Consider the following 20,506-nt stretch of genomic DNA (forward strand, 5'->3'; position numbering starts at 1 on the left):
AACGGTTCGATCCCGTTTAGCTCCACCAATCACACACAAGGCCAGCCTAGCGCTGGCCTTGTCGTTCGAAGGTTTCGTCCCCTTCGTCTAGTGGCCTAGGACACCGCCCTTTCACGGCGGTAACAGGGGTTCGAGTCCCCTAGGGGACGCCATTTTTCTTGCCGCATTTGCGGAACCCAGGGGCCACCTCTTCAGAGGTGGCCCCTTTTTGTTTTCGTCTCCTTAAATCCGGTGCTCGACCTGCGCTTCCGCAGGGCGGACCAATGGTCGTGCTGGTGGCTTGCAAATTAATATGATGATCGTAATATTGCATTCGTCATATAAAGGATAAGGCCATGATTGAGCGCAAGCGTGAAACCCGTCAACGCATCATCGCCGCAGCTGGCCGTGAACTCGCCGAGCGTGGGCCAGGCGACCCGGCTGTGGCCGAAGTGATGGCGGCAGCCGGGCTGACGGTGGGCGGTTTCTATGCGCATTTCGCCAGCAAGGACGCATTGATGCTCGAAGCCTTTCGCCAGCTGCTCGCTGTCAGGCGCGGGCGCGTTGTAGAGATCGATCAGCGCCTGAAGGGCCGGGAGCGTCGGGTGTTGCTGGCGGCGTTCTATCTGTCGCGCCGACATCGCGACGATGCTGACGAGCGCTGCCCGCTGCCAAGTTCGCTGGCGGAAATATCGCGTTTGCCAGAGGGCTTTCGTCAGGCCCTGGCCGAGCGCACCGAGTTGATGGTGGCGCATATGAGCGCCGCGCCGGAGGAGGCGGATGTAGCGCTGGCCGACCTGGCGCTGATGATCGGTGGTCTGGCACTGGCGCGGGCCTTGGGGCCAGGCGAGTTGTCCGACCGGGTGTTGCGTGCTGCCAAGGCAGCAGTTGTCTGAAATCGAGCGAAAAGGAGAGGGTGATGAACCAGATGACCTGGGTACGAGGTGTCAACGCAACGCTGGGCAGAGTCGCCCCGCAACTGATCGCCAGCCGTTTGCGTGAGCGCTTCATGACGCCACGCACGCAACCGCCGCGAGACTGGGAGTTGCCGCTGCTGGCCAGTGCCGAGCGCATCACCCTGCGCTTTGGCTTGTCGGCGCTGCGCTGGGGGAGTGGGCCGACCGTGCTGCTGATGCATGGCTGGGAAGGGCGGCCAACCCAGTTTGCGTTGTTGATCCGCGGTCTGGTCGACGCAGGCTATGGCGTCATCGCACTGGATGCGCCCGCCCATGGTCGATCGCCGGGGCGTGAGGCCAATGTGGTGTTGTTCGCACGTGCGTTGCTCGAGGCGGCCAGTGAGCTGCCGTCGCTACGCGCCGTGATCGGCCACTCGATGGGCGGCGCCAGCGCGCTGCTGGCCACGCAAATGGGCTTGCGCAGCGAGACCCTGGTGACCATCGCTGCGCCGAGTCGGATTCTCGGTCTGTTGCGTGGCTTTGCCCGGTTCATGGGGTTGCCTGCCGAAGCGCGTGCGCATTTCGTGCGGCAGGTGGAAAAGACTGCCGGTATCCCGGCTGCGCATCTCGATGTGCAGCGTTATCAGCTGGAACTGCCGGGCCTGATCGTGCATGCCGAGGACGATCCGGTGGTGCCGGTGGGCGAAGCCGATCTGATCCACAAGGCCTGGTTCGACAGTCAGCTGCTGCGTCTACCTGCGGGTGGGCATCAGCGCCTGTTGAGTGATCCGTTGCTTATGCAGGCCGTGCTCAAGCTGCTGGAGCAAGTGCCTCAGGCGTCGTTGAAGGCGTTGGCTTCGTAACTGACCACGCGGTTACGACCGCTTGCCTTGGCGCGATACAGGGCACGGTCTGCCAGTTCCAGCCATTGCTCACCGCAGCCGGGGTCACTCGGTACTCCGACGTGCAGGCCGATGCTCAGGCTCAGCGCTATCGACTGCTGTTGGTAGAGGCAGGGGTTCTGCGCGAGGTCTTCGCGCAATTGCTCGGCCAGGTCGAGTGCGCCGGTCAGATCCGTGTTGTCGAGCAGGGCGGCGAACTCTTCGCCGCCGAAGCGTGCCAGCAGATCGCTGCTGCGCAGGCGTTGCTGAATGCGCTGGGCCGCATGACGCAGGCAGGCATCGCCTGCCAGGTGGCCGTAGCGATCATTGACCTGCTTGAAGTGATCCAGATCCAGCATCAGGACTGCCAGTGACTGTCGGCTGCGCACGGCGCGGGCGCAGGCGCGCGCCAGTTCTTCGCTGAGAGTCTGGCGGTTGAACAGGCCGGTAAGCCCGTCGCGTCGGTTCAGTTCGGCCAGGCGCAGGTTGGCGTTGGACAACTGCTGCAGGGTGTCCTGCAAGGTCGCGGTGCGTTCCTGTACACGCTGCTCCAGGCTGTCGCTGATCTGCGTCTGTAGTTCCAGGTGTTTGGCCTGCTCGCTGCGCAGGCGGCGCTCCTGGTCGATCAACTTGGCTTGGGCCTGGCGTTCGGCTTGCTGCACCTGGCGGATGCGCGAGGCCAGGGCGATGGAGAACACCGTCATCTCGATCAGGCCGCCAATCTGCTGGGCATGTAGGGTCAGCAGCGAGTAGGGCAGCAGTCCGGTGCCGGTGAGGATGCTGGCAAGGCTGGCGGCGATCAGCACGAACCAGCCCAGGGCGAACAGGCGCGCGGCTGCGTAACCGCCGCGCCAGCGCAGCAGGGTAATGACGAAGGCGGCCAGTGCGCAGGCGGTCACCAGCACGAAGCTGCCGATCAGGGCGGGTGCATACGGGCCAAACAGCGCCATGCCCAGCACCAACCAGGCGCAGGCCTTGAGCGTATTGGCGACCCAGCGATAAGGTCTGGCGGCCTTGTCCAGATCCAGCACGCCGTAGGTGAATTGAATGCCGAACAATGTCGCCAGGGCGGAGCTGAGCGGGAAGCTCAGTTGATGCCAGGCCAGCGCGTTGGGCCACAACCATTGCAGGGCGAAGCCGAGCTGGATGAGCTGGTAGAGACTGAAGCTGGCGACGAACAGGCTGTACCAGAGGTAGTTGCGGTCGTGGGTGATGCAGAAAATGCTCAGGCTGTAGATCAGCATTGCCATCAGGGCGCCGAAGAACAGGCCCTGCAGCAACAGGCTACGCTGTTCCTGATGGTCGAAGGCATCGCGGGTCATCAGACTGGCGCTGAGGTTGGCCGAGCCGTCGGTTTGCATGCGCAGCCAAATGCGCTGGCGTTCGCCAGACGCTACGTGCAGAGGCAGTACCAGTTGGCGGTGCTCGACCCAGCGCCAGTCGAAGGGGCGCTGGTCGCCTGCGCGGTAGATGCGTTTGCCATCCAGGCCGTAGGCGTCCAGTTGATCCAGCAGTGGATTGCCGATCAGCAGCACCCAGCCCAGCGAGCGGCTGTGCGGGTTGTGTAAGTCCAGGCGTAGCCAGTAGGTGCTGCCGCTGTAGCCGAAGCTGGCATCGCGCCGCTCCACTGCTTGCCAGGCGGAGTCGGGCAGTGCACGCACATCGGTGATGTCGGCACGGCCATCCGGGTCTTCCCAGAGCGCCATGTAAGGCCCGGGCAATGTCTGCGTCTGACCAATCGGCAGCGGCAGGCTTTGCGCCCAGGTCAGTGCTGGCAGCAGCAGAAGCATCAATAGGCGCAGGGTGGCAGTCAATTGCTCGTTCTCGGGCTCTCGTGCGAGTGCGCTGCATTATGGCGCGCGATGATGGCACGATGAAAGCTCGGCGCTGCACGGAGAGGCCGTGCGGCGTATCATGCGGCACCTGATCGACTGGCCGCCGAGGAAGCAGGCAGCCGCATTCTGGAATCGGATCACCCGGCTTGCCGCATGCAGGCTGCATACCTGGAGGTAGAGTCATGAACTGGGAGTTGCCCGACCCCTTCGTCATCGATATCGAAGTGAGCGCAGACGACATCGACGGCCTCGGTCATGCCAACAACGCGGTGTACGTCAGTTGGCTGGAGCGTTGCGCCTGGCGGCACTCGCAGTTCCTTGGGCTGGACCTGGTTGAATACCGCCGCTTGGATCGCGCCATGGCTGTGGTGCGTCATGAGATTGACTACCTCGCCAGCGCCTACGAAGGGCAGCATCTGCAGATGGCGACCTGGATCGTCGAATCCGATCAGCGCCTGAAGATGGATCGACGTTTCCAGCTGGTGCGTCCAGAGGATGGCGTTACCTTGCTGCGCGCCAAGACCACCTTCGTCTGCATCGAACTGTCCAGTGGGCGCCCCAAGCGCATGCCGGCGGAGTTCGTCGAGGGCTATGGCAAGGCGCTGACGCCGCCTTATCCGCTTGAACTGTAAGACCGCTCAGTCGATCACTGGTGCGAGAAATACCTGTTCCGGTTCGACCATGACGGCGAACTGGCGGGTTTCACCGGGCAGCAGCAGTACCGATTGCGCGACATCCGGCCCGCGACCGGCGCAGTAGCCATCTGGCGACATGGCCACGGCGCCGCTCAGCTCGCCGCTGGGCAGGTCCAGGCTGGTGTGGTCGCCGGGGCCGAGTTTCGCCACCACCTGCTGATTGACGTAGAGCTCCACATCGCAGGCATTCGGCGCGTTGTTGTCACGGCTGAAGATCAGGCGCGTGGGCGCATCGGCAACCGGGTCTGCCGGCATGGGGACGATGCCGCTGGGCATCGCTTCATCAGCCTGTGCGGCCCAGCAGCAGATGCCCAGAGCGATCAGTGCGAGATAACGCATGGCGAGCCTCTCTGTTGGGTGGAATGTCAGTGTGGCCTATCTGATGCCGTAGATACGACACCTGTGGCCCTGCTGAGTGCGGTTTGAGCATCGTCTTTCGCCTTGTCTGAGCGTCGCTCGACGGCTTTTCATGCAGCCCCTAAACTGTGCGCCCCATTTTTCCGGACAACCACATGCAAATCGCCCTGGCGCCCATGGAGGGGCTGGTCGACGAGATTCTGCGCGACGTGCTGACCCGCATCGGCGGCATCGACTGGTGTGTCACCGAGTTCATTCGCGTCAGCGAACGGCTGTTGCCGGCTGCCACCTATCACAAGCTGGCGCCCGAGTTGTTCAATGGCTCGCGCACTCAGGCCGGCACACCTATGCGCGTGCAGTTTCTGGGGTCCGATCCGCAGTGCCTGGCGGACAACGCCGCCTTCGCCTGCACGCTCGGCGCGCCGGTGATCGACCTCAATTTCGGTTGCCCGGCCAAGACGGTGAACAAGTCGCGTGGCGGCGCGGTGCTGCTCAAGGAGCCGGAACTGTTGCATGCCATCGTCCGCGAAGTGCGGCGCACGGTGCCGGCCGAGATTCCGGTCACGGCGAAGATGCGCCTGGGCTTCGAAGGCAAGGAGGGCGCGTTGGACTGTGCGCGGGCGCTGGCCGAAGGCGGAGCGAGCCAGATCGTCGTGCATGCGCGCACCAAGGTCGAGGGCTACAAGCCGCCGGCGCACTGGGAGTGGGTGGCGCGTGTGCAGGAGGTGGTCGGCGTGCCGGTGTTCGCCAATGGCGAGGTGTGGACGCTGGACGACTGGCGCCGCTGCCGCGAAATCAGCGGCGTGGATGACATCATGCTGGGGCGAGGCCTGGTTTCTCGACCAGGGCTGGCGCGGCAGATCGCTGCCGTCAGGGCCGGCGAGGAGCCTGAAGAGATGAGCTGGGCCGAACTGCAGCCACTGCTGCTCGACTTCTGGCAACAGGCGCGCCGCAAGCTGGCGCCGCGTTATGCGCCAGGGCGCCTGAAGCAATGGCTGGCGATGCTCACGCGCACCTATCCAGAGGCTGTTGCGCTGTTCGCTGACGTTCGCCGCGAGCAGGATTGCGAGCGTATCGACCGGCTGCTTATGTCGACCGATTGAAGTCTATTAGTCTGGATGCAATTCACGGGAAGTGGGCGCCAGGCTGCGAATTTGAACTCTGGTTCGCTTGGCGTCCCCAGAGGTTGATTGAACAAACACCGTAGGAGCGAGCTCTGCTCGCGAACGCATTTTCGCGAGCAGAGCTCGCTCCTACAGCACTTCCCACGGTATGCCTTGAAATTCCTCTGACAGGCCTCAGATAAGTGACTGCGGGATGCCGAAGTCGGGTTCCGCGATATGACACTTGCTGAAATCTTCAGGAGATTACTCATGAGCAACGTACTGTCCCTGGCCCCTCTGTTCCGCCAGTCCGTCGGTTTCGACCGTTTCAATGATCTTTTCGAATCTGCCCTGCGCAGCAATGACGCTGGCAGCTCTTACCCGCCCTACAACGTCGAGAAGCATGGCGAGGACCACTACCGCATCGTGGTCGCGGCTGCCGGCTTCGAGGATGACGACCTGGAGTTGCAGGTCGAGCGGGGCGTGCTGACCGTGGTTGGCAACAAGCGTGATCGCAGCGCCGAGAGCGTCAGCTACCTGCATCAGGGTATCGCTCAGCGTGCCTTCAAACTGTCCTTCCGCCTGGCTGACCATATCGAGGTCAAGGGCGCCAACCTGGTCAATGGTCTGCTTCATGTTGAGCTGGAGCGTATCGTGCCGGAAGAAGCCAAGGCCAAGCGCATTCCTATCGGCCGCCAGCGTCCGGCGCTGGAAAACTGAGCTGCTAGCTGATCAAGAAGGCGCCCCATGGGGCGCCTTCTTCGTTTCAAGCGACAGGTAGGGTGTGCCGTGCGCCCCGAGGGCGCTACCAGGTTACGGCTGCTACCTTCCCAGCAGTTCGCAGAAGACTTCCTGCGGTAGCGGCTTGCTGAACAGATAACCCTGGTAGAGGTGGCAGCCTTGCGCTTGCAGGAAGTCGAGCTGGTCCTGCTGTTCGACGCCTTCGGCGATCAGTGCCAGGCCCAGGCTGCGGGCCATGGCGACGATGGCGCGGATGATCTCGGCATCGTTGGGATCGTGGGTGGCGTCACGCACGAAGGACTGATCGATCTTCAGCATGTCCACCGGCAGGCGCTTGAGATAGGTCAGCGAGCTGTAACCCGTGCCGAAGTCGTCCATGGCGAAGCTGACGCCGTGCTTTTTCAGGCGCAACATCTTGCCGACCGTGTCATCGATATTCTGAATGACGATGCCTTCGGTGATCTCCAGCTTGAGCATGGCGTTGGGCAGCTGGCTGTCGCGCAGGCAGTTGGCTACGCGCTCGACGAAGTCGTGCTGGCGGAACTGGCGGGGGCTGATGTTGACGCACAGGCTGAAACGCTCGCTGTCGACCAGGCCGTCAGCCAGCAGTTGGGCGCAGAAATGGCAGGCCTCGGCCAACACCCAGCCACCGACTTCGACGATCAATCCGCTTTCTTCCAGTACCTGGATGAAGTGTGCCGGCGATTGCGGCCCCAATTGCGGATGCTGCCAGCGCAGCAGGGCTTCGGCGCCGACTACCTTACCGTCACGGGCGTCGACCTGGGGTTGGAAGTGCAGTTCGAATTCGCCGCGAGCCAGCGCCAGGCGCAGATCATTCTCCAGGCGCAGGCGAGCACTGGCAGCATCCTCCATAGTGGTACGAAACAGCTGGATGGCGTTACGCCCGGAGTCCTTGGCGCGATAGAGGGCGATATCGGCGCGTTTTAGCAGATCCGCCGGGGTATTGCCGTGATCGGGAATCAGGGCGACGCCGATGCTCGGGGTCACCTGTAGGCGGTGGCCGTCCAGCAGCATCGGTTCGGCCAGTAGCTGGCGCAGCTTGTCGGCGACCTGGCGAACGTGGCGGGTGACCTCCGAGCGCTTGCCCTCCAGACCGGAGAGCAGCACCACGAATTCGTCGCCGCCGAGGCGGGCCACGGTGTCCTCCAGACGCACGCTGGCTTCCAGACGCGCGGTGATCAGACGCAGTACCGAGTCGCCGACGGGATGGCCGAGCGAGTCGTTGATGTGCTTGAAGTGGTCGAGGTCGAGAAACAGCAGGGCGCCGCGCAGTTCATGGCGCTTGAGCAGGGCGATCTGCTGAGTGAGGCGATCCATCAGCAGGGCGCGGTTGGGCAGATTGGTCAGCGCATCGTGATAGGCCAGGTGCTGGACCTGCGCCTGGGCCTGCTTCAGTTCACTGATGTCGCGCGCGGTGAGCAGCAGGCAGGGTACACCATTGAGCTCGATGGGTTGCACGGACACGTCGACCAGGCGTAATTCGCCGTCGCGGTGGCGGCCATGCATTTCCATATGCAGCACCTGGCCGTGCTGGGTCAGGTGCTCGATCATGCGCACGCGCTCTTCGGGGTAGGCCCAGATGTCCAGCTCGAAGGCCGTGCGACCGACTACTTCATCCGGCAGATAGCCGGTGATGCGGGTGAAGCCTTCGTTGACCTCGATATAGCGCCCGCTGTCACGTTCGGTGATGGTGATGGCGTCCGGGCTGGAGTGGAAGGCCTTGGCAAACTTCTCTTCCGAGGCTTGCAGGCGCTGCTCGCGCAGCAGCCGCTCGCTGATGTCGACCAAGGTACCGACCATGCGTTGTGGTTGACCGGCATCGTCGAGCTGCAGCTTGGCGGTGCTTTCGAGAAAACGCAGGCCGCCATTGTCCAGCTGTATGCGATAAGTGACCTGATAGTGACTGCGGCGCTCCTCGACCAGGCGCTGGTAACTCTGGCGCAGGCTGTGTCGATCTTCCATCGGCACCTGGCGGAAGAAGTCGAGGAAGGCGCCTTCGAACGGTCGTGACTCCAGGCCCTGCAGTTGCGATGCTCGGGCGCTGGCGAACAGTCGACTGCTGGGAATGTGCCAGTCCCAGGTGCCCAGGTCGGCCGAGTCCAGCGCCAGGCGCAAGCGTTGCTTGCTTTCGCTGAGCGCCTGCTCCTGCGCGCGTTGCTCGGTGATGTTGCGCACGGTGAGGACCAGGCAAGTGGTGCCGTTCAGCTCGATTTCGCCGCCGAACAGCAAGTTGCTGGTGACGCTACCGTCGCGGCTGAACAGCCGTACCTCCAGGTTGTTCAGGCGCCCGGCTTGTACCGCGTCGAGCATACGTTGACGGTCGCTGGGGTCCGCCCATATGCCTAGCTCCAGTGAGGTGTGGCCTACGGCTTCGGCGCTGCGCCAACCAAATTGCTGCTCGAAACTCGGGTTGACCTCGATGAAGCGGCCGCTGGCCCGGTCGGTGATGGCCACCGCATCGGGGGTGTGCATGAAGGCCTTGGCGAACTTTTCCTCGCTGGCGCGCAGTGCATTTTCTGCGCGCTTGCGTTCGCTGGTATCGAGGAAGGTGCAGAGCATCAGGCGTTCGCCCTGCAACTCGATGTACTGGCTCGATAGAACACCGTCGAGAATCGCACTGCTGCGTGTGCGCAGCTGGACTTCCTGGATCACCGGTTCCCGGCTTTGCGGGGCCTGCTGGCGCAGCTGATCGCGCTGGCTGGCGTGGACCCAGAGGTTCAGGTCGTGGGTGTGGCGGCCGAGAATTTCGCTGGCCGTCCAGCCGAAGGCTTGGGTGAAGTGCTGGTTGATCTCGATGATCGCGCTGTCGTCGTAGCGCACCAGCATCATGATGTCGGGACTCAGACGGAACAGGCTGGCGAAGCGCTCCTCGGACGCACGCAGGGCCTCGGCGCGCTCTTGCTGGGCGCTGATGTCGCGGATCACTCCGAACATGCGCGGGCGGCCGTCGGCCTCGTACTGCAGGCTGCCGGTAATCTCCAGCCAGTGCAGGCTGCCGTCCGGCCAGCGGATACGATGGCGCAAGGCATTGGCGATCTGCTCGCCTTTGAGGATGGCGTTGAATTTCGCCAAGACCTCGGCGCGCTCCTCTTCAGGGATCAGTTCGATGTAATGCAGCTCGCGCGTTACCGGGCGATTGGGGTCGAGGCCGAACAGGGCCTGGGCGCCGCGCGACCAGTTGACCTGGCCACTGCGAATGTCCCAATACCAGGTGCCGAGATGGGCGCCGTTCAGCGCGGCAAGCAAACGCGGCGCGTCTTGCCAGGTTTGCTCGAATTCGGCGGGATCCATCGCCGGTATATGTGGCAGGGGCGGGGTCTGGTCAGTCGATCTGGCCATGGCCGTACCTTCCTCTGGAGTGCGCGATGCGCGGGGCGGGCGTTAAAGGCATGTAGATATGTTTTTGTCGTTATGTCGCCACGTTAGTCTCAGTTCGGATGCCTATGCAAGATCATCGCGCTGGCTGTCGAGCAGATCCATGAATGCCCGTGCGGCATTCGACAGGGTGCGCTCGGTATGCAGGATGTAGCCTAACTGGCGGGTCAACTGGATGCCCGGTATCGGCAGGCGCGCGACCTGCTCGTCGAGCATGGTGCGCGGCAGCACGCTCCAGGCCAGGCCAATGGAGACCATCATCTTGATGGTCTCCAGGTAATTGGTGCTCATGGCGATATTGGGCGTCAGGCCCTGAGCCTCGAACAGGCGCTGCACGATGTGATGAGTGAAAGTGTTGCCGCCGGGGAAAACGGCAGGGTGCTGTGCAACGTCGGCCAGGTTGATCGCCTGGCTGCGCGCCAAGGGGTGTTCCGGCGCGGCGACGAAGTCCAGTGGGTCGTCCCACACCGGTACGGCGCGGATCGGCTCGCGGGTTTCCGGAGCGAGGGTGATCACTGCCAGTTCGGCGCGACCATGCAGCACTTCTTCATAGGCCACTTCCGAATCCAGGAACTGGATGTCCAGCGCCACCTGCGGGTGGGCGCGAGTGAAGGCGCGTAGCAGGGCGGGCAGGCGATGCAAGCCGATGTGGTGGCTGGTGGCCAGGGTAAGACGGCCGCTGACTTCACCGGACAGGTTGGTTAGCGCGCGACGGGTATCGTCCAGCACGTTGAGAATCTGGTAGGCGCGCGGCAGCAGAGCGCGGCCGGCCTGGGTCAGGCCAATCTCGCGGCCGAGGCGGTCGAACAGGCGTACGCCCAACTGTTGTTCCAGGCCGGCGATGCGTTTGCTCACGGCGGGTTGTGTCAGGTGCAGGCGCTCGCCTGCTTCGGAAAAACTGCCCGTCTCGGCGATGGCGATGAAGGCGTTGAGGTTGGCCAGATCCATGGAGCGCTCCGGGTAAATAATGATGCCCTGAGCATACATTCCTCTACGGAATCCTTTGAATAAAAAATATGAATTTGAGTTATTTCGTGCCTGGCCATAGCATTCTCCCCATAAGCCGAAGGGCCATTTTCGCCCAGGCATAGAAAGGTGCACTTCTGACGCCGGGCGGTGATAACGCAGGCAGTTTCCGGATGTGCTCAAAAGGCGCTGATGAGGTAAGGCTGATGACTGGCAAGACGCTCTACGACAAGCTTTGGGAAATGCACGAAGTGAAACGTCGCGATGACGGTTCCTCGTTGATCTACATCGATCGTCACATCCTCCATGAAGTGACCTCGCCGCAGGCCTTTGAAGGTCTGCGCCTGGCCGGGCGCAAGCCGTGGCGCATCGACGCCAACATCGCCACGCCGGATCACAACGTGCCGACCACCAAGGCCGAGCGTCAGGGTGGCCTCGAAGCCATCGCCGACGAGGTCTCGCGTATCCAGGTACAGACCCTGGACGAGAACTGCGATGACTTCGGCATCCTCGAATTCAAGATGAACGACGTGCGTCAGGGCATCGTCCACGTGGTCGGCCCGGAGCAGGGCGCTACCTTGCCGGGCATGACCGTGGTCTGCGGCGACTCGCACACCTCGACCCATGGCGCCTTCGGTGCACTGGCCCACGGCATCGGTACCTCGGAAGTCGAGCACGTGCTCGCGACCCAGTGCCTGGTGGCCAAGAAGATGAAGAATATGCAGGTGCGCGTTGAAGGCAAATTGCCGTTCGGCGTCACTGCCAAGGACATCGTGCTGGCCGTGATCGGCAAGATCGGCACCGCTGGCGGTAACGGCCATGCGCTGGAATTCGCCGGTAGCGCGATCCGTGATCTGTCGCTGGAAGGGCGCATGACCATCTGCAACATGTCCATCGAAGCCGGTGCTCGTGTCGGCCTGGTGGCGGTGGACGAGAAGACCATTGCCTACGTCAAGGATCGTCCGTTCGCGCCCAAGGGCAGCGACTGGGACAAGGCCGTGGCGCAGTGGCAGAACCTGGTGTCCGACGCCGATGCGGTGTTCGACACCGTGGTCGAGCTGAAAGCCGAAGACATCAAGCCGCAGGTCAGCTGGGGTACTTCGCCGGAAATGGTGCTGGCCGTCGACCAGAACGTGCCGGACCCGGCCGTCGAAGCCGACCCGGTGAAGAAGGATTCGATCACCCGTGCGCTGAAGTACATGGGCCTGGCTGCCAATCAGCCGATCACCGATATCCAGCTGGACCGCGTATTCATCGGCTCCTGCACCAACTCGCGCATCGAAGACCTGCGCGCCGCTGCAGAGGTAGCCAAGGGCCGCAAGGTCGCCGCCACCGTCAAACAGGCGCTGGTGGTGCCGGGCTCCGGTCTGGTCAAGGCGCAAGCCGAGGCGGAAGGCCTGGACAAGATCTTCATCGAAGCCGGTTTCGAATGGCGCGAGCCGGGCTGCTCCATGTGCCTGGCGATGAACCCGGACAAACTGGGCAGCGGCGAGCATTGTGCCTCCACCTCCAACCGTAACTTCGAAGGCCGTCAGGGCGCTGGTGGTCGTACCCACCTGGTCAGCCCGGCCATGGCTGCCGCTGCCGCAGTGACCGGCCGCTTTATCGACGTTCGTGAATTGATCCAGGCCTGAGGAGACCGCACATGAAAGCTTTCACCCAACACACCGGCCTGGTCTGCCCGCTCGATCGCGCCAACGTCGACACCGACCAGATCATTCCCAAGCAGTTCCTGAAGTCGATCAAGCGCACCGGCTTCGGCCCCAACCTGTTCGACGAGTGGCGTTACCTGGATGTCGGTCAGCCGAATCAGGACAACTCCAAGCGCCCGGTCAACAAGGATTTCGTGCTCAACTTCCCGCGTTACCAGGGCGCCAGTGTGCTGCTGGCTCGCGAGAACTTCGGCTGCGGCTCTTCGCGTGAGCACGCACCCTGGGCGCTGGACGAGTACGGTTTCCGCACCGTGATCGCGCCGAGCTTCGCTGACATCTTCTTCAACAACAGCTTCAAGAACGGTCTGCTGCCGATCATCCTCAAGGATGAAGAGGTCGATGCGCTGTTCGAGCAGGCCGAGGCCACCGAAGGGTATCAACTGACCGTCGACCTCGAAGCGCAGACCGTGACCCGTCCCGATGGCGTGCAGTACAGCTTCGAAGTCGACGCCTTCCGCAAGCACTGCCTGCTCAATGGCCTGGACGACATCGGTCTGACTCTGCAGGATCAGGAAGCGATCAAGGCGTTCGAGGTCGGTTATCAGCAGAGCAGCCCCTGGCTGTTCGGCGCGATCAAGTAAGGCGTTCGATAGGGTGCGCTGTGCGCGCCTGATTTAAGACTATTTAAGTGGTGCGCACGGCGCACCCGACGGTTCGAAGAGGATGCGATGAGCAAGCAGATTCTGGTTCTCCCAGGTGATGGTATTGGCCCGGAAATCATGGCCGAGGCGGTCAAGGTGCTGAACCTGGCCAACGACAAGTACGCCCTGGGTTTCGAGCTGAGTTTCGATGATCTGGGTGGCGCTGCTATCGACCGTTATGGCGTGCCGCTGGCCGACGAGACCCTGGCGCGCGCCAAGGCCGCCGATGCCGTGCTGCTCGGCGCCGTTGGCGGGCCGAAGTGGGACACCATCGACCCGGCCATCCGCCCGGAGCGCGGCCTGCTGAAGATCCGTTCGCAACTGGGCCTGTTCGGCAACCTGCGTCCGGCCATCCTTTATCCGCAACTGGCCGAGGCTTCCAGCCTCAAGCCGGAAGTGGTCGCTGGTCTGGATATCCTCATCGTGCGTGAGCTGACCGGCGGCATCTACTTCGGTCAGCCGCGCGAGAGCAAGGTGCTGGAAAACGGCGAGCGCATGGCCTACGACACGCTGCCGTACAGCGAGAGCGAAATCCGTCGTATCGCCAAGGTCGGTTTCGACATGGCGCGCGTACGCGGCAAGAAACTGTGCTCGGTGGACAAGGCCAACGTCCTGGCGTCCAGCCAGCTGTGGCGCGCCGTGGTCGAGGAAGTGGCCAAGGACTACCCGGACGTCGAACTGAGCCACATGTACGTCGACAACGCCGCGATGCAACTGGTGCGTGCGCCCAAGCAATTCGACGTGATGGTCACCGACAACATGTTTGGTGACATTTTGTCTGACGAAGCTTCGATGCTGACCGGTTCCATTGGCATGCTGCCGTCGGCATCCTTGGACGCCAACAACAAGGGCATGTACGAGCCGTGCCATGGCTCCGCGCCGGACATCGCCGGCAAGGGCATCGCCAACCCGCTGGCCACCATTCTCTCGGTGTCCATGATGCTGCGTTACAGCTTCGGCCAGGTCGCAGCTGCCGATGCCATCGAGAAAGCAGTGAGCCTGGTGCTGGATCAGGGCCTGCGCACCGGTGATATCTGGTCCGAGGGCAAGACCAAGGTCGGTACCGCTGCGATGGGTGATGCAGTAGTCGAAGCGCTGCGTAGTCTGTAATCTTCCCAGCCCCGCCGGGGTGGTTCCGGCGGGCTGTTTATATAGGTGTAGTCGTTATGAAACGTGTAGGTCTGATCGGTTGGCGTGGCATGGTCGGTTCCGTGCTCATGCAGCGCATGCTGGAAGAGCGGGACTTCGACCTGATCGAGCCGGTGTTCTTCACCACTTCCAATGTCGGTGGCCAAGGCCCTGCCATTGGCAAGGACATCGCCGCGCTGAAAGATGCCTACAGCATTGACGACCTCAAGGGCCTGGACGTGATCCTGACCTGCCAGGGCGGCGACTACACCAGTGAAGTCTTCCCCAAGCTGCGTGAAGCCGGCTGGCAGGGCTACTGGATCGATGCAGCCTCCAGTCTGCGCATGGATGATGAGTCGGTGATCGTGCTCGATCCGGTCAACCGCAAGGTGATCGACCAGGCGCTGGACGCCGGCACCAAGAACTACATCGGCGGCAACTGCACCGTCAGCCTGATGCTGATGGCGCTCGGCGGTCTGTACGAGGCTGGTCTGGTGGAGTGGATGAGTGCCATGACCTACCAGGCCGCCTCCGGTGCTGGCGCGCAGAACATGCGCGAGCTGATCAAGCAGATGGGCGCGATCAATGGCGCTGTCGCCGATGATCTGGCTGATCCGGCCAGCGCCATTCTCGACATCGACCGCAAGGTCGCCGAGGCCATGCGTGGCGAAGGCTTCCCGGTCGACAACTTCGGCGTGCCGCTGGCTGGCAGCCTGATCCCCTACATCGACAAGGAACTGCCGAACGGGCAGAGCCGTGAAGAGTGGAAGGCTCAGGCCGAGACCAACAAGATTCTCGGTCGCTTCAAGAACCCGATCCCGGTAGATGGCATTTGCGTGCGCATCGGCGCCATGCGCTGCCACAGCCAGGCGCTGACCATCAAGCTGAACAAGGATGTGCCGATGGCTGACATCGAAGGCCTGATCAGCCAGCACAATCCCTGGGTCAAGCTGGTGCCGAACCACCGCGAAGATTCCATCCGTGACCTCGGCCCGACTGCCGTGACCGGCACCCTCAGCGTTCCGGTCGGACGTCTGCGTAAACTCAACATGGGTTCGCAGTTCCTGGGCGCGTTCACTGTGGGTGACCAGTTGCTGTGGGGCGCTGCTGAGCCGCTGCGTCGCATGCTGCGGATCCTCCTGGAGCGCTAAGCGCCCGGCGGGAAATCCGGAGTCAAACAAAGCCCTTCTGTTTCGGCAGAGGGGCTTTGTCTTTTCAGGGCTGAGCAAGTCGATTGCCTGGGCGATGGGGCGCAGTTACAGTGCCGCTCCCTCTGCGTCTTAGGTCAGCTCATGAGTCAGTCCATCAATATCGCCGTGATCGGCGCCACCAGCAACGTCGGCGAAGCGCTGGTCGAATTGCTCGAAGAGCGTGAGTTCCCGGTGAAGGACCTGCATCTGCTGGCCAGCAGTGAATCGGCTGGGCAGAGTCTGTCTTTCCGTGGTCGGCAGGTGCGGGTCAGATCGCTCGATGCCTTCGATTTCACTCAGGTGCAACTGGCGTTCTTTGCCGCGGGGCCTGAAGTGACGCGCACCCATCGTGAGCGCGTGGTTGCCGCCGGTTGCTCGATCGTAGACCTGAGCGCCGCTTTGCCGCTTGCGCAAGCGCCATGCGTATTACCTGAACTTGGCGCCGCGGGCCTGCCAACATTGACCCGGCCTTGGTGCGTCAGTGCAGCGACGCCTTCTGCGGTTGCCTGCGCGCTGGTGCTGGCGGCGCTGAAGCCTGTACTGCAACCGCAGCAGCTGCAGGTGACTGCGATGCTGTCGATCTCCACCCTGGGGCGTAGCGGTGTGCAGGAGTTGGCGCGGCAGACCGCTGAGCTGCTCAACGCTCGCCCGCTGGAGCCCAAGACGGTGGATCGACAGATCGCGTTCAACCTGCTGGCCCAGGTTGGCGAAGTGGATGACCAGGGGCATGCTCAACTGGAGAAGCGTCTGGCCGCCGAGATTCAGCAATTGTTGAGTCTGCCTGGGCTTCCGGTGGCCGCGACCTGCGCCTTGGTGCCAGTGTTCTTTGGCGATAGTCTTGCGCTGGGCGTGTATGCTGATTCGGATATCGATATCAATGCCGTGCAGCAGTCGCTAGAGGTGGCGCAAGGCATCGAGTTGGTTGAAGCAGGCGACTACCCGACGGCAGTGGGCGATGCGGTGGGGCAGGATCAGGTCTATGTGGGGCGCGTCCGTCGTGGCGTGGACGATCCACGGCAACTCAATTTGTGGATTGCGTCTGATAATGTAAGAAAAGGCGCCGCCCTAAATGCTGTGCAGATAGCTGAGTTATTGATAAAACACTATCTGTAAAAGATACTTACCTAGAAATTTGAAGAATCTTTCTAGCTTGGCAATACTGGCTGAGTTGATTGCTGAATGGGGAGCCGCTCGTAGAGCGGAGGCAGGCAGCAGTTCTCAAGACCCTCTCGCATGCCGAGAAAAAAGATAAAACAAGGGATAACGCTATGGTTCGGGTTCGCAAACTGGTGCTGGCAATCGCAGCCGCTTCCGCGCTGTCTTCCGGTATGGCGCATGCGCTGGGGTTGGGTGAAGTTACCCTGCAATCCTCGCTGAATCAGCCGTTGGTAGCGGAAATCGAACTGTTGGAGGTGCGCGATCTTGCCTCCAATGAGGTGATTCCGAATCTCGCGTCCCCTGAAGAGTTCGTCAAGGCTGGTGTCGACCGCCAGTACTTCCTGACTGATCTCAAATTCACTCCCGTATTGAAGCCCAACGGCAAGAGCGTGATTCGCGTCACCTCGAGCAAGGTGGTGCGTGAGCCCTACCTCAACTTCCTGGTGGAAGTGCTTTGGCCGAATGGTCGGTTGCTGCGTGAGTACACGCTGCTGCTCGATCCGCCGCTTTACTCTCCGCAAACTACCGTAGCTGCTGCGCCGCAACTGCCCATCGCCGCGCCTGCACCGCGCCCGTCCGCGGCTCCTGCTCCTGCACCACGCAGCGCTGCACCCGCTCCGGCCCCGCGTCCCGCTGCGCCGGCGCCGGCGTCGCGCGCCATTGCCGGTAACGAATACAGAACCACTGCCAACGATACGCTCTGGGAAATCGCCCAGAGCGTCGGTGGTGGCTCTTCGGTCAACCAGACCATGCTGGCCATCCAGGATCTGAACCCTGATGCCTTCATCGGCGGCAACATCAACCGCATGAAGAGCGGCCAGGTGCTGCGCCTGCCGGACGAACAGCAGATTCGCAGTCGCAGCAATGCCGAAGCGGTCGCCCAGGTCGCCGAGCAGAATGCCGCCTGGCGTGAGGGTCGCGCTGTAGCCTCGCGTCAACTGGATGCCACTCGCCGTACCACTGCTGGCGCCGCACCTGCGACTGCAGAGGCGAGCGACAGCCTGAAGCTGGTTGCTGCGGAAGCAGGTCAGTCCACTCGCGGTAGCGATACGGGTTCGGCTGGTAGCAAGGCATTGGCCGACAAACTGGCAGTGACCCAGGAAAGTCTTGATTCGACCCGCCGTGAGAACGCCGAACTGCAGAGCCGTGTAGGTGATCTGCAAAGTCAGTTGGACAAGCTGCAGCGTTTGATGGAGTTGAAGGACAGTCAACTGGCCAAGTTGCAGGCTGAACTGTCGGCAGAGCCCGCAGCGCCTGCCCCTGATGCAGTGCAAGAGCCGCCTGCGGAAACTCCGGCAGCGGCGCCTGAAGCCGCGCCGCCTGCTGCGGAAGCGGCAACGCCGCCGACTACGCCGCCTGAGGAGGCGGCGCCTGACTACAACTATTCCGAGGAACCGGCTGCGCCTGTCGAGGACAGCGCAGCCGCAACCGAACAGCCGGCCACTGAGCCGGCTGCTGCCGTTGAGCCGGCCGCCCCGGCCAAACCTGTCGAAGCAGCCAAGCCTGAAGCGCCTGCACCGGCTCCAGCCCCAGCCCCAGCCCCGCAGAGCTTCATTGATGACCTGATGGCCAACCCGATGACGCTGGGCCTGGCGGGTGGTGGTGCGCTTCTGCTCCTGTTGGTTGGCCTCATGGCGCTGTCGCGCCGCAACGCTCAGAAAGAGTCCGAGCTGCAAGATGAACTGGCTGACGAACTGTCCCAGGATCAGGCGTTCGCCTCCGATCTGGACATGCCTGAAGACAGCTTCGCAGGTCTCGACGACGAGCCTGTCCAAGCAGCCCAAGCCGCTGGCGAGGAACGCGTGACGGCGCAGACCGGCGACGCACTGGGTGAAGCAGATATCTACATTGCATACGGGCGCTTCAACCAGGCGGCCGAGCTGCTGCAAAACGCGATCAACGACGAGCCGCATCGTGCTGATCTGCGTCTGAAACTGATGGAGGTCTACGCCGAGCTGGGTGACCGCGAAGGCTTTGCCCGTCAGGATAACGAGCTGCGCGAGATTGGCGGTGTTAATGCAGAAGCCGAGCAGCTGAAGTCCAAGTATCCGGCGATCGCTGCCTTTGCAGGAGCTGGTGCGGTGGCTGCGGCTGCCTCCGCCGATGACGACATGGGCGAATTCAGCCTGGATGACCTCAGCCTGGATGAGCCGGCTGCAGAGGCGCCTACCGCCACTGGTGGCGATCTGGATGATGCTTTCGACCTGAGCCTCGACGACCTGGAAGCTGATCTGGAGAGTGATGTTCAGTCCGCCCAGGCTGAGCAAGCGCCGTTGTCGCTGGACGATGATCTGGACTTCGGTCTGGTCGATGAGCCCGTCGCACCGGCTGCTTCTGCTGATGACGATCTGAGCTTCGATCTGGCCCTGGATGATGACAAGGTCGAACTGTCCCAGCCGGCCGACGATCTGTCCGCCTTCAGTCTGGACCTGGATGAGCCGGCTCCGGCTGCCAGCGACGAAGCTGACGATTTCCTGCTGAGCCTCGATGACGACGCGCCGCTGAGCCAGCCGGCCGATGACCTGTCCGATCTGAGTCTCGATCTGGCTGACGATAAGTCATCTGGTGAGCTTGATCTGCCGGCTGACTTCGATCTCTCGCTCGAAGACGAAACGCCGGCTCAGCCGACTGTTGCTCCCGATAGCTTCGCCGCGCAGCTGGACGAGGTAACCGCCGAGCTGGATCAGCTGTCGACTGATTTCGAGGAGCCACAAGCAGCTCCGCTGGCACCGGCCAGTAGCCTGTCCAGCGATCTGGATGGCGATGATGACTTCGACTTCCTGTCCGGGACCGATGAGACCGCGACCAAGCTGGATCTGGCTCGGGCTTACATCGATATGGGCGACACCGAAGGTGCGCGCGACATTCTTGATGAAGTAATTGCCGAAGGCAGTGATGCTCAGCAGCAAGAAGCTCGCGAGATGATTGCCAAGATGGTTTGATTGATACATGTCTGACGCAGTACCTGTAGCGGCCGCCGAAATGGCGGCCGCTGGCTTTTTCAGAATCGCCCTGGGCCTCGAATACAAGGGCGCGCGCTATCGTGGTTTTCAACGCCAGGGGCCCAAGGTTCCGACGATCCAGGAACACCTGGAAACGGCCTTGTCCAAGGTCGCTGGTGGTGCCCCAGTCAGCATTCTGTGCGCAGGGCGTACCGATGCCTCTGTGCATTCCAGTGGCCAGGTGGTGCACTTCGACACCACTGTCGAGCGCTCGCTGCATGCCTGGATCATGGGCGCCAACATGAACCTGCCCAATGACATCAGCGTGACCTGGGCGAAGGTGATGCCGGCACACTTTCATGCGCGCTTCTCGGCCATGGCGCGGCGCTACCGGTACGTGATCTACAACGATCCGATCCGCCCGGCGCACATGGCCGAGGAAGTTACCTGGAACCATCGGCCGCTGGATGTCGTACGCATGCGTGAGGCCGCTCGGGCGCTGGTCGGGACGCATGATTTCAGCGCCTTCCGGGCGATGCGTTGTCAGGCCAAATCACCAATCAAGACAGTGCATCACCTGCAACTGATCGAGCATGGCCGCTTCATCGTGCTGGATATCCGCGCCAATGCTTTTCTGCACCATATGGTGCGAAACATTGCTGGTGTGTTGATGACCATTGGTGCTGGCGAACGACCTCCAGAGTGGGCGCGCGAGGTACTCGAGCGCGGCGATCGACATAGCGGGGGAGTGACAGCGCATCCCTACGGCTTATATCTGATACAGGTCGATTACCCGGATGAGTTCGAATTGCCGCAACGCTATCTCGGGCCGCATTTTCTCTCCGGTCTGCCGGACGTGCGACAGCCATAACCCTTTGTTACCATC

Annotated in this window: 16 protein-coding genes and 1 tRNA gene; 13 read left to right on the forward strand and 4 right to left on the reverse strand. The window is 62.4% G+C overall.

Translation table 11 applies throughout. From position 1 onward, the window contains the following. Positions 1 to 76: 76 nt before the first annotated feature. The 3 genes from CXP40_RS20300 to CXP40_RS20310 all read left to right on the forward strand — a co-directional run bounded on the left by CXP40_RS20300 (position 77) and on the right by CXP40_RS20310 (position 1,738). Positions 77 to 152: transfer RNA gene (locus CXP40_RS20300), tRNA-Glu, on the forward strand. A gap of 183 nt (positions 153 to 335) precedes the next feature. Further along, complete coding sequence (locus CXP40_RS20305) at positions 336 to 875, forward strand: TetR/AcrR family transcriptional regulator (RefSeq protein WP_106735203.1); 540 nt, start codon at positions 336 to 338, stop codon at positions 873 to 875. A gap of 23 nt (positions 876 to 898) precedes the next feature. Beyond that, positions 899 to 1,738 (forward strand): alpha/beta fold hydrolase, encoded by an 840-nt coding sequence (locus CXP40_RS20310; protein WP_106735204.1) that lies wholly within the window; start codon positions 899 to 901, stop codon positions 1,736 to 1,738. On the opposite strand, the gene CXP40_RS20315 is transcribed toward CXP40_RS20310, so the two are convergent. After that, positions 1,708 to 3,570, reverse strand: coding sequence for a diguanylate cyclase (locus tag CXP40_RS20315; protein WP_256579517.1), 1,863 nt, complete (start codon positions 3,568 to 3,570; stop codon positions 1,708 to 1,710). The two genes, CXP40_RS20310 and CXP40_RS20315, sit on opposite strands and share 31 nt — an antisense overlap. Positions 3,571 to 3,773: 203 nt before the next feature. Here CXP40_RS20315 and CXP40_RS20320 point away from each other — a divergent pair, with 203 nt between their 5' ends. Then, complete coding sequence (locus CXP40_RS20320; RefSeq protein ID WP_099525411.1) at positions 3,774 to 4,223, forward strand: thioesterase family protein; 450 nt, start codon at positions 3,774 to 3,776, stop codon at positions 4,221 to 4,223. Positions 4,224 to 4,229: 6 nt separating this feature from the next. Here CXP40_RS20320 and CXP40_RS20325 read toward each other — a convergent pair whose 3' ends face one another. After that, positions 4,230 to 4,625: a hypothetical protein gene (locus CXP40_RS20325; protein WP_106735206.1), complete on the reverse strand. Its 396-nt coding sequence runs from the start codon at positions 4,623 to 4,625 to the stop codon at positions 4,230 to 4,232. A gap of 173 nt (positions 4,626 to 4,798) precedes the next feature. Between CXP40_RS20325 and CXP40_RS20330 the strand changes: the two genes are divergently transcribed. Together CXP40_RS20330 and CXP40_RS20335 are read left to right on the forward strand one after the other, a co-directional pair. Continuing rightward, the gene (locus CXP40_RS20330) at positions 4,799 to 5,746 is read left to right on the forward strand and encodes a tRNA-dihydrouridine synthase (RefSeq protein ID WP_106735207.1); all 948 of its coding nucleotides are present in this window, start codon (positions 4,799 to 4,801) and stop codon (positions 5,744 to 5,746) included. A 270-nt stretch (positions 5,747 to 6,016) separates the two neighbouring features. Next, positions 6,017 to 6,466, forward strand: coding sequence for an Hsp20 family protein (locus CXP40_RS20335; RefSeq protein ID WP_106735208.1), 450 nt, complete (start codon positions 6,017 to 6,019; stop codon positions 6,464 to 6,466). A gap of 102 nt (positions 6,467 to 6,568) precedes the next feature. Here the strand turns inward: CXP40_RS20335 and CXP40_RS20340 are convergent, their stop codons facing one another. Continuing rightward, positions 6,569 to 9,847 (reverse strand): PAS domain S-box protein, encoded by a 3,279-nt coding sequence (locus tag CXP40_RS20340; RefSeq protein ID WP_106735209.1) that lies wholly within the window; start codon positions 9,845 to 9,847, stop codon positions 6,569 to 6,571. Positions 9,848 to 9,949: 102 nt separating this feature from the next. Further along, positions 9,950 to 10,831: a LysR family transcriptional regulator gene (locus tag CXP40_RS20345; RefSeq protein ID WP_106735281.1), complete on the reverse strand. Its 882-nt coding sequence runs from the start codon at positions 10,829 to 10,831 to the stop codon at positions 9,950 to 9,952. 224 nt (positions 10,832 to 11,055) lie between these two features. Between CXP40_RS20345 and leuC the strand changes: the two genes are divergently transcribed. The 7 genes from leuC to truA all read left to right on the forward strand — a co-directional run bounded on the left by leuC (position 11,056) and on the right by truA (position 20,491). Then, positions 11,056 to 12,483, forward strand: a complete 1,428-nt coding sequence (leuC, locus tag CXP40_RS20350) for a 3-isopropylmalate dehydratase large subunit (RefSeq protein WP_106735210.1) — start codon at positions 11,056 to 11,058, stop codon at positions 12,481 to 12,483. 11 nt (positions 12,484 to 12,494) lie between these two features. Then, a complete protein-coding gene (gene leuD, locus CXP40_RS20355) occupies positions 12,495 to 13,142 on the forward strand; it encodes a 3-isopropylmalate dehydratase small subunit (RefSeq protein WP_099525416.1) in 648 nt (215 codons plus the stop codon). 87 nt (positions 13,143 to 13,229) lie between these two features. Next, positions 13,230 to 14,312, forward strand: a complete 1,083-nt coding sequence (gene leuB, locus CXP40_RS20360) for a 3-isopropylmalate dehydrogenase (RefSeq protein ID WP_106735211.1) — start codon at positions 13,230 to 13,232, stop codon at positions 14,310 to 14,312. Positions 14,313 to 14,368: 56 nt separating this feature from the next. Next, entirely contained in the window at positions 14,369 to 15,481 is a 1,113-nt protein-coding gene (asd, locus tag CXP40_RS20365) for an aspartate-semialdehyde dehydrogenase (protein WP_106735212.1), read from the forward strand. 141 nt (positions 15,482 to 15,622) lie between these two features. Beyond that, positions 15,623 to 16,633 carry an aspartate-semialdehyde dehydrogenase gene (locus CXP40_RS20370; RefSeq protein WP_106735213.1) on the forward strand — a complete coding sequence of 337 codons (1,011 nt, stop codon included), beginning with the start codon at positions 15,623 to 15,625 and terminating at the stop codon, positions 16,631 to 16,633. A 155-nt stretch (positions 16,634 to 16,788) separates the two neighbouring features. Further along, positions 16,789 to 19,620, forward strand: coding sequence for a FimV/HubP family polar landmark protein (locus CXP40_RS20375; protein ID WP_106735214.1), 2,832 nt, complete (start codon positions 16,789 to 16,791; stop codon positions 19,618 to 19,620). Positions 19,621 to 19,627: 7 nt separating this feature from the next. Further along, positions 19,628 to 20,491, forward strand: a complete 864-nt coding sequence (gene truA, locus CXP40_RS20380; RefSeq protein WP_106735215.1) for a tRNA pseudouridine(38-40) synthase TruA — start codon at positions 19,628 to 19,630, stop codon at positions 20,489 to 20,491. Positions 20,492 to 20,506: the final 15 nt, after the last annotated feature.

It is taken from the genome of Pseudomonas sp. YY-1 (assembly GCF_002843095.1).
Taxonomy (GTDB): domain Bacteria; phylum Pseudomonadota; class Gammaproteobacteria; order Pseudomonadales; family Pseudomonadaceae; genus Aquipseudomonas; species Aquipseudomonas sediminis_A.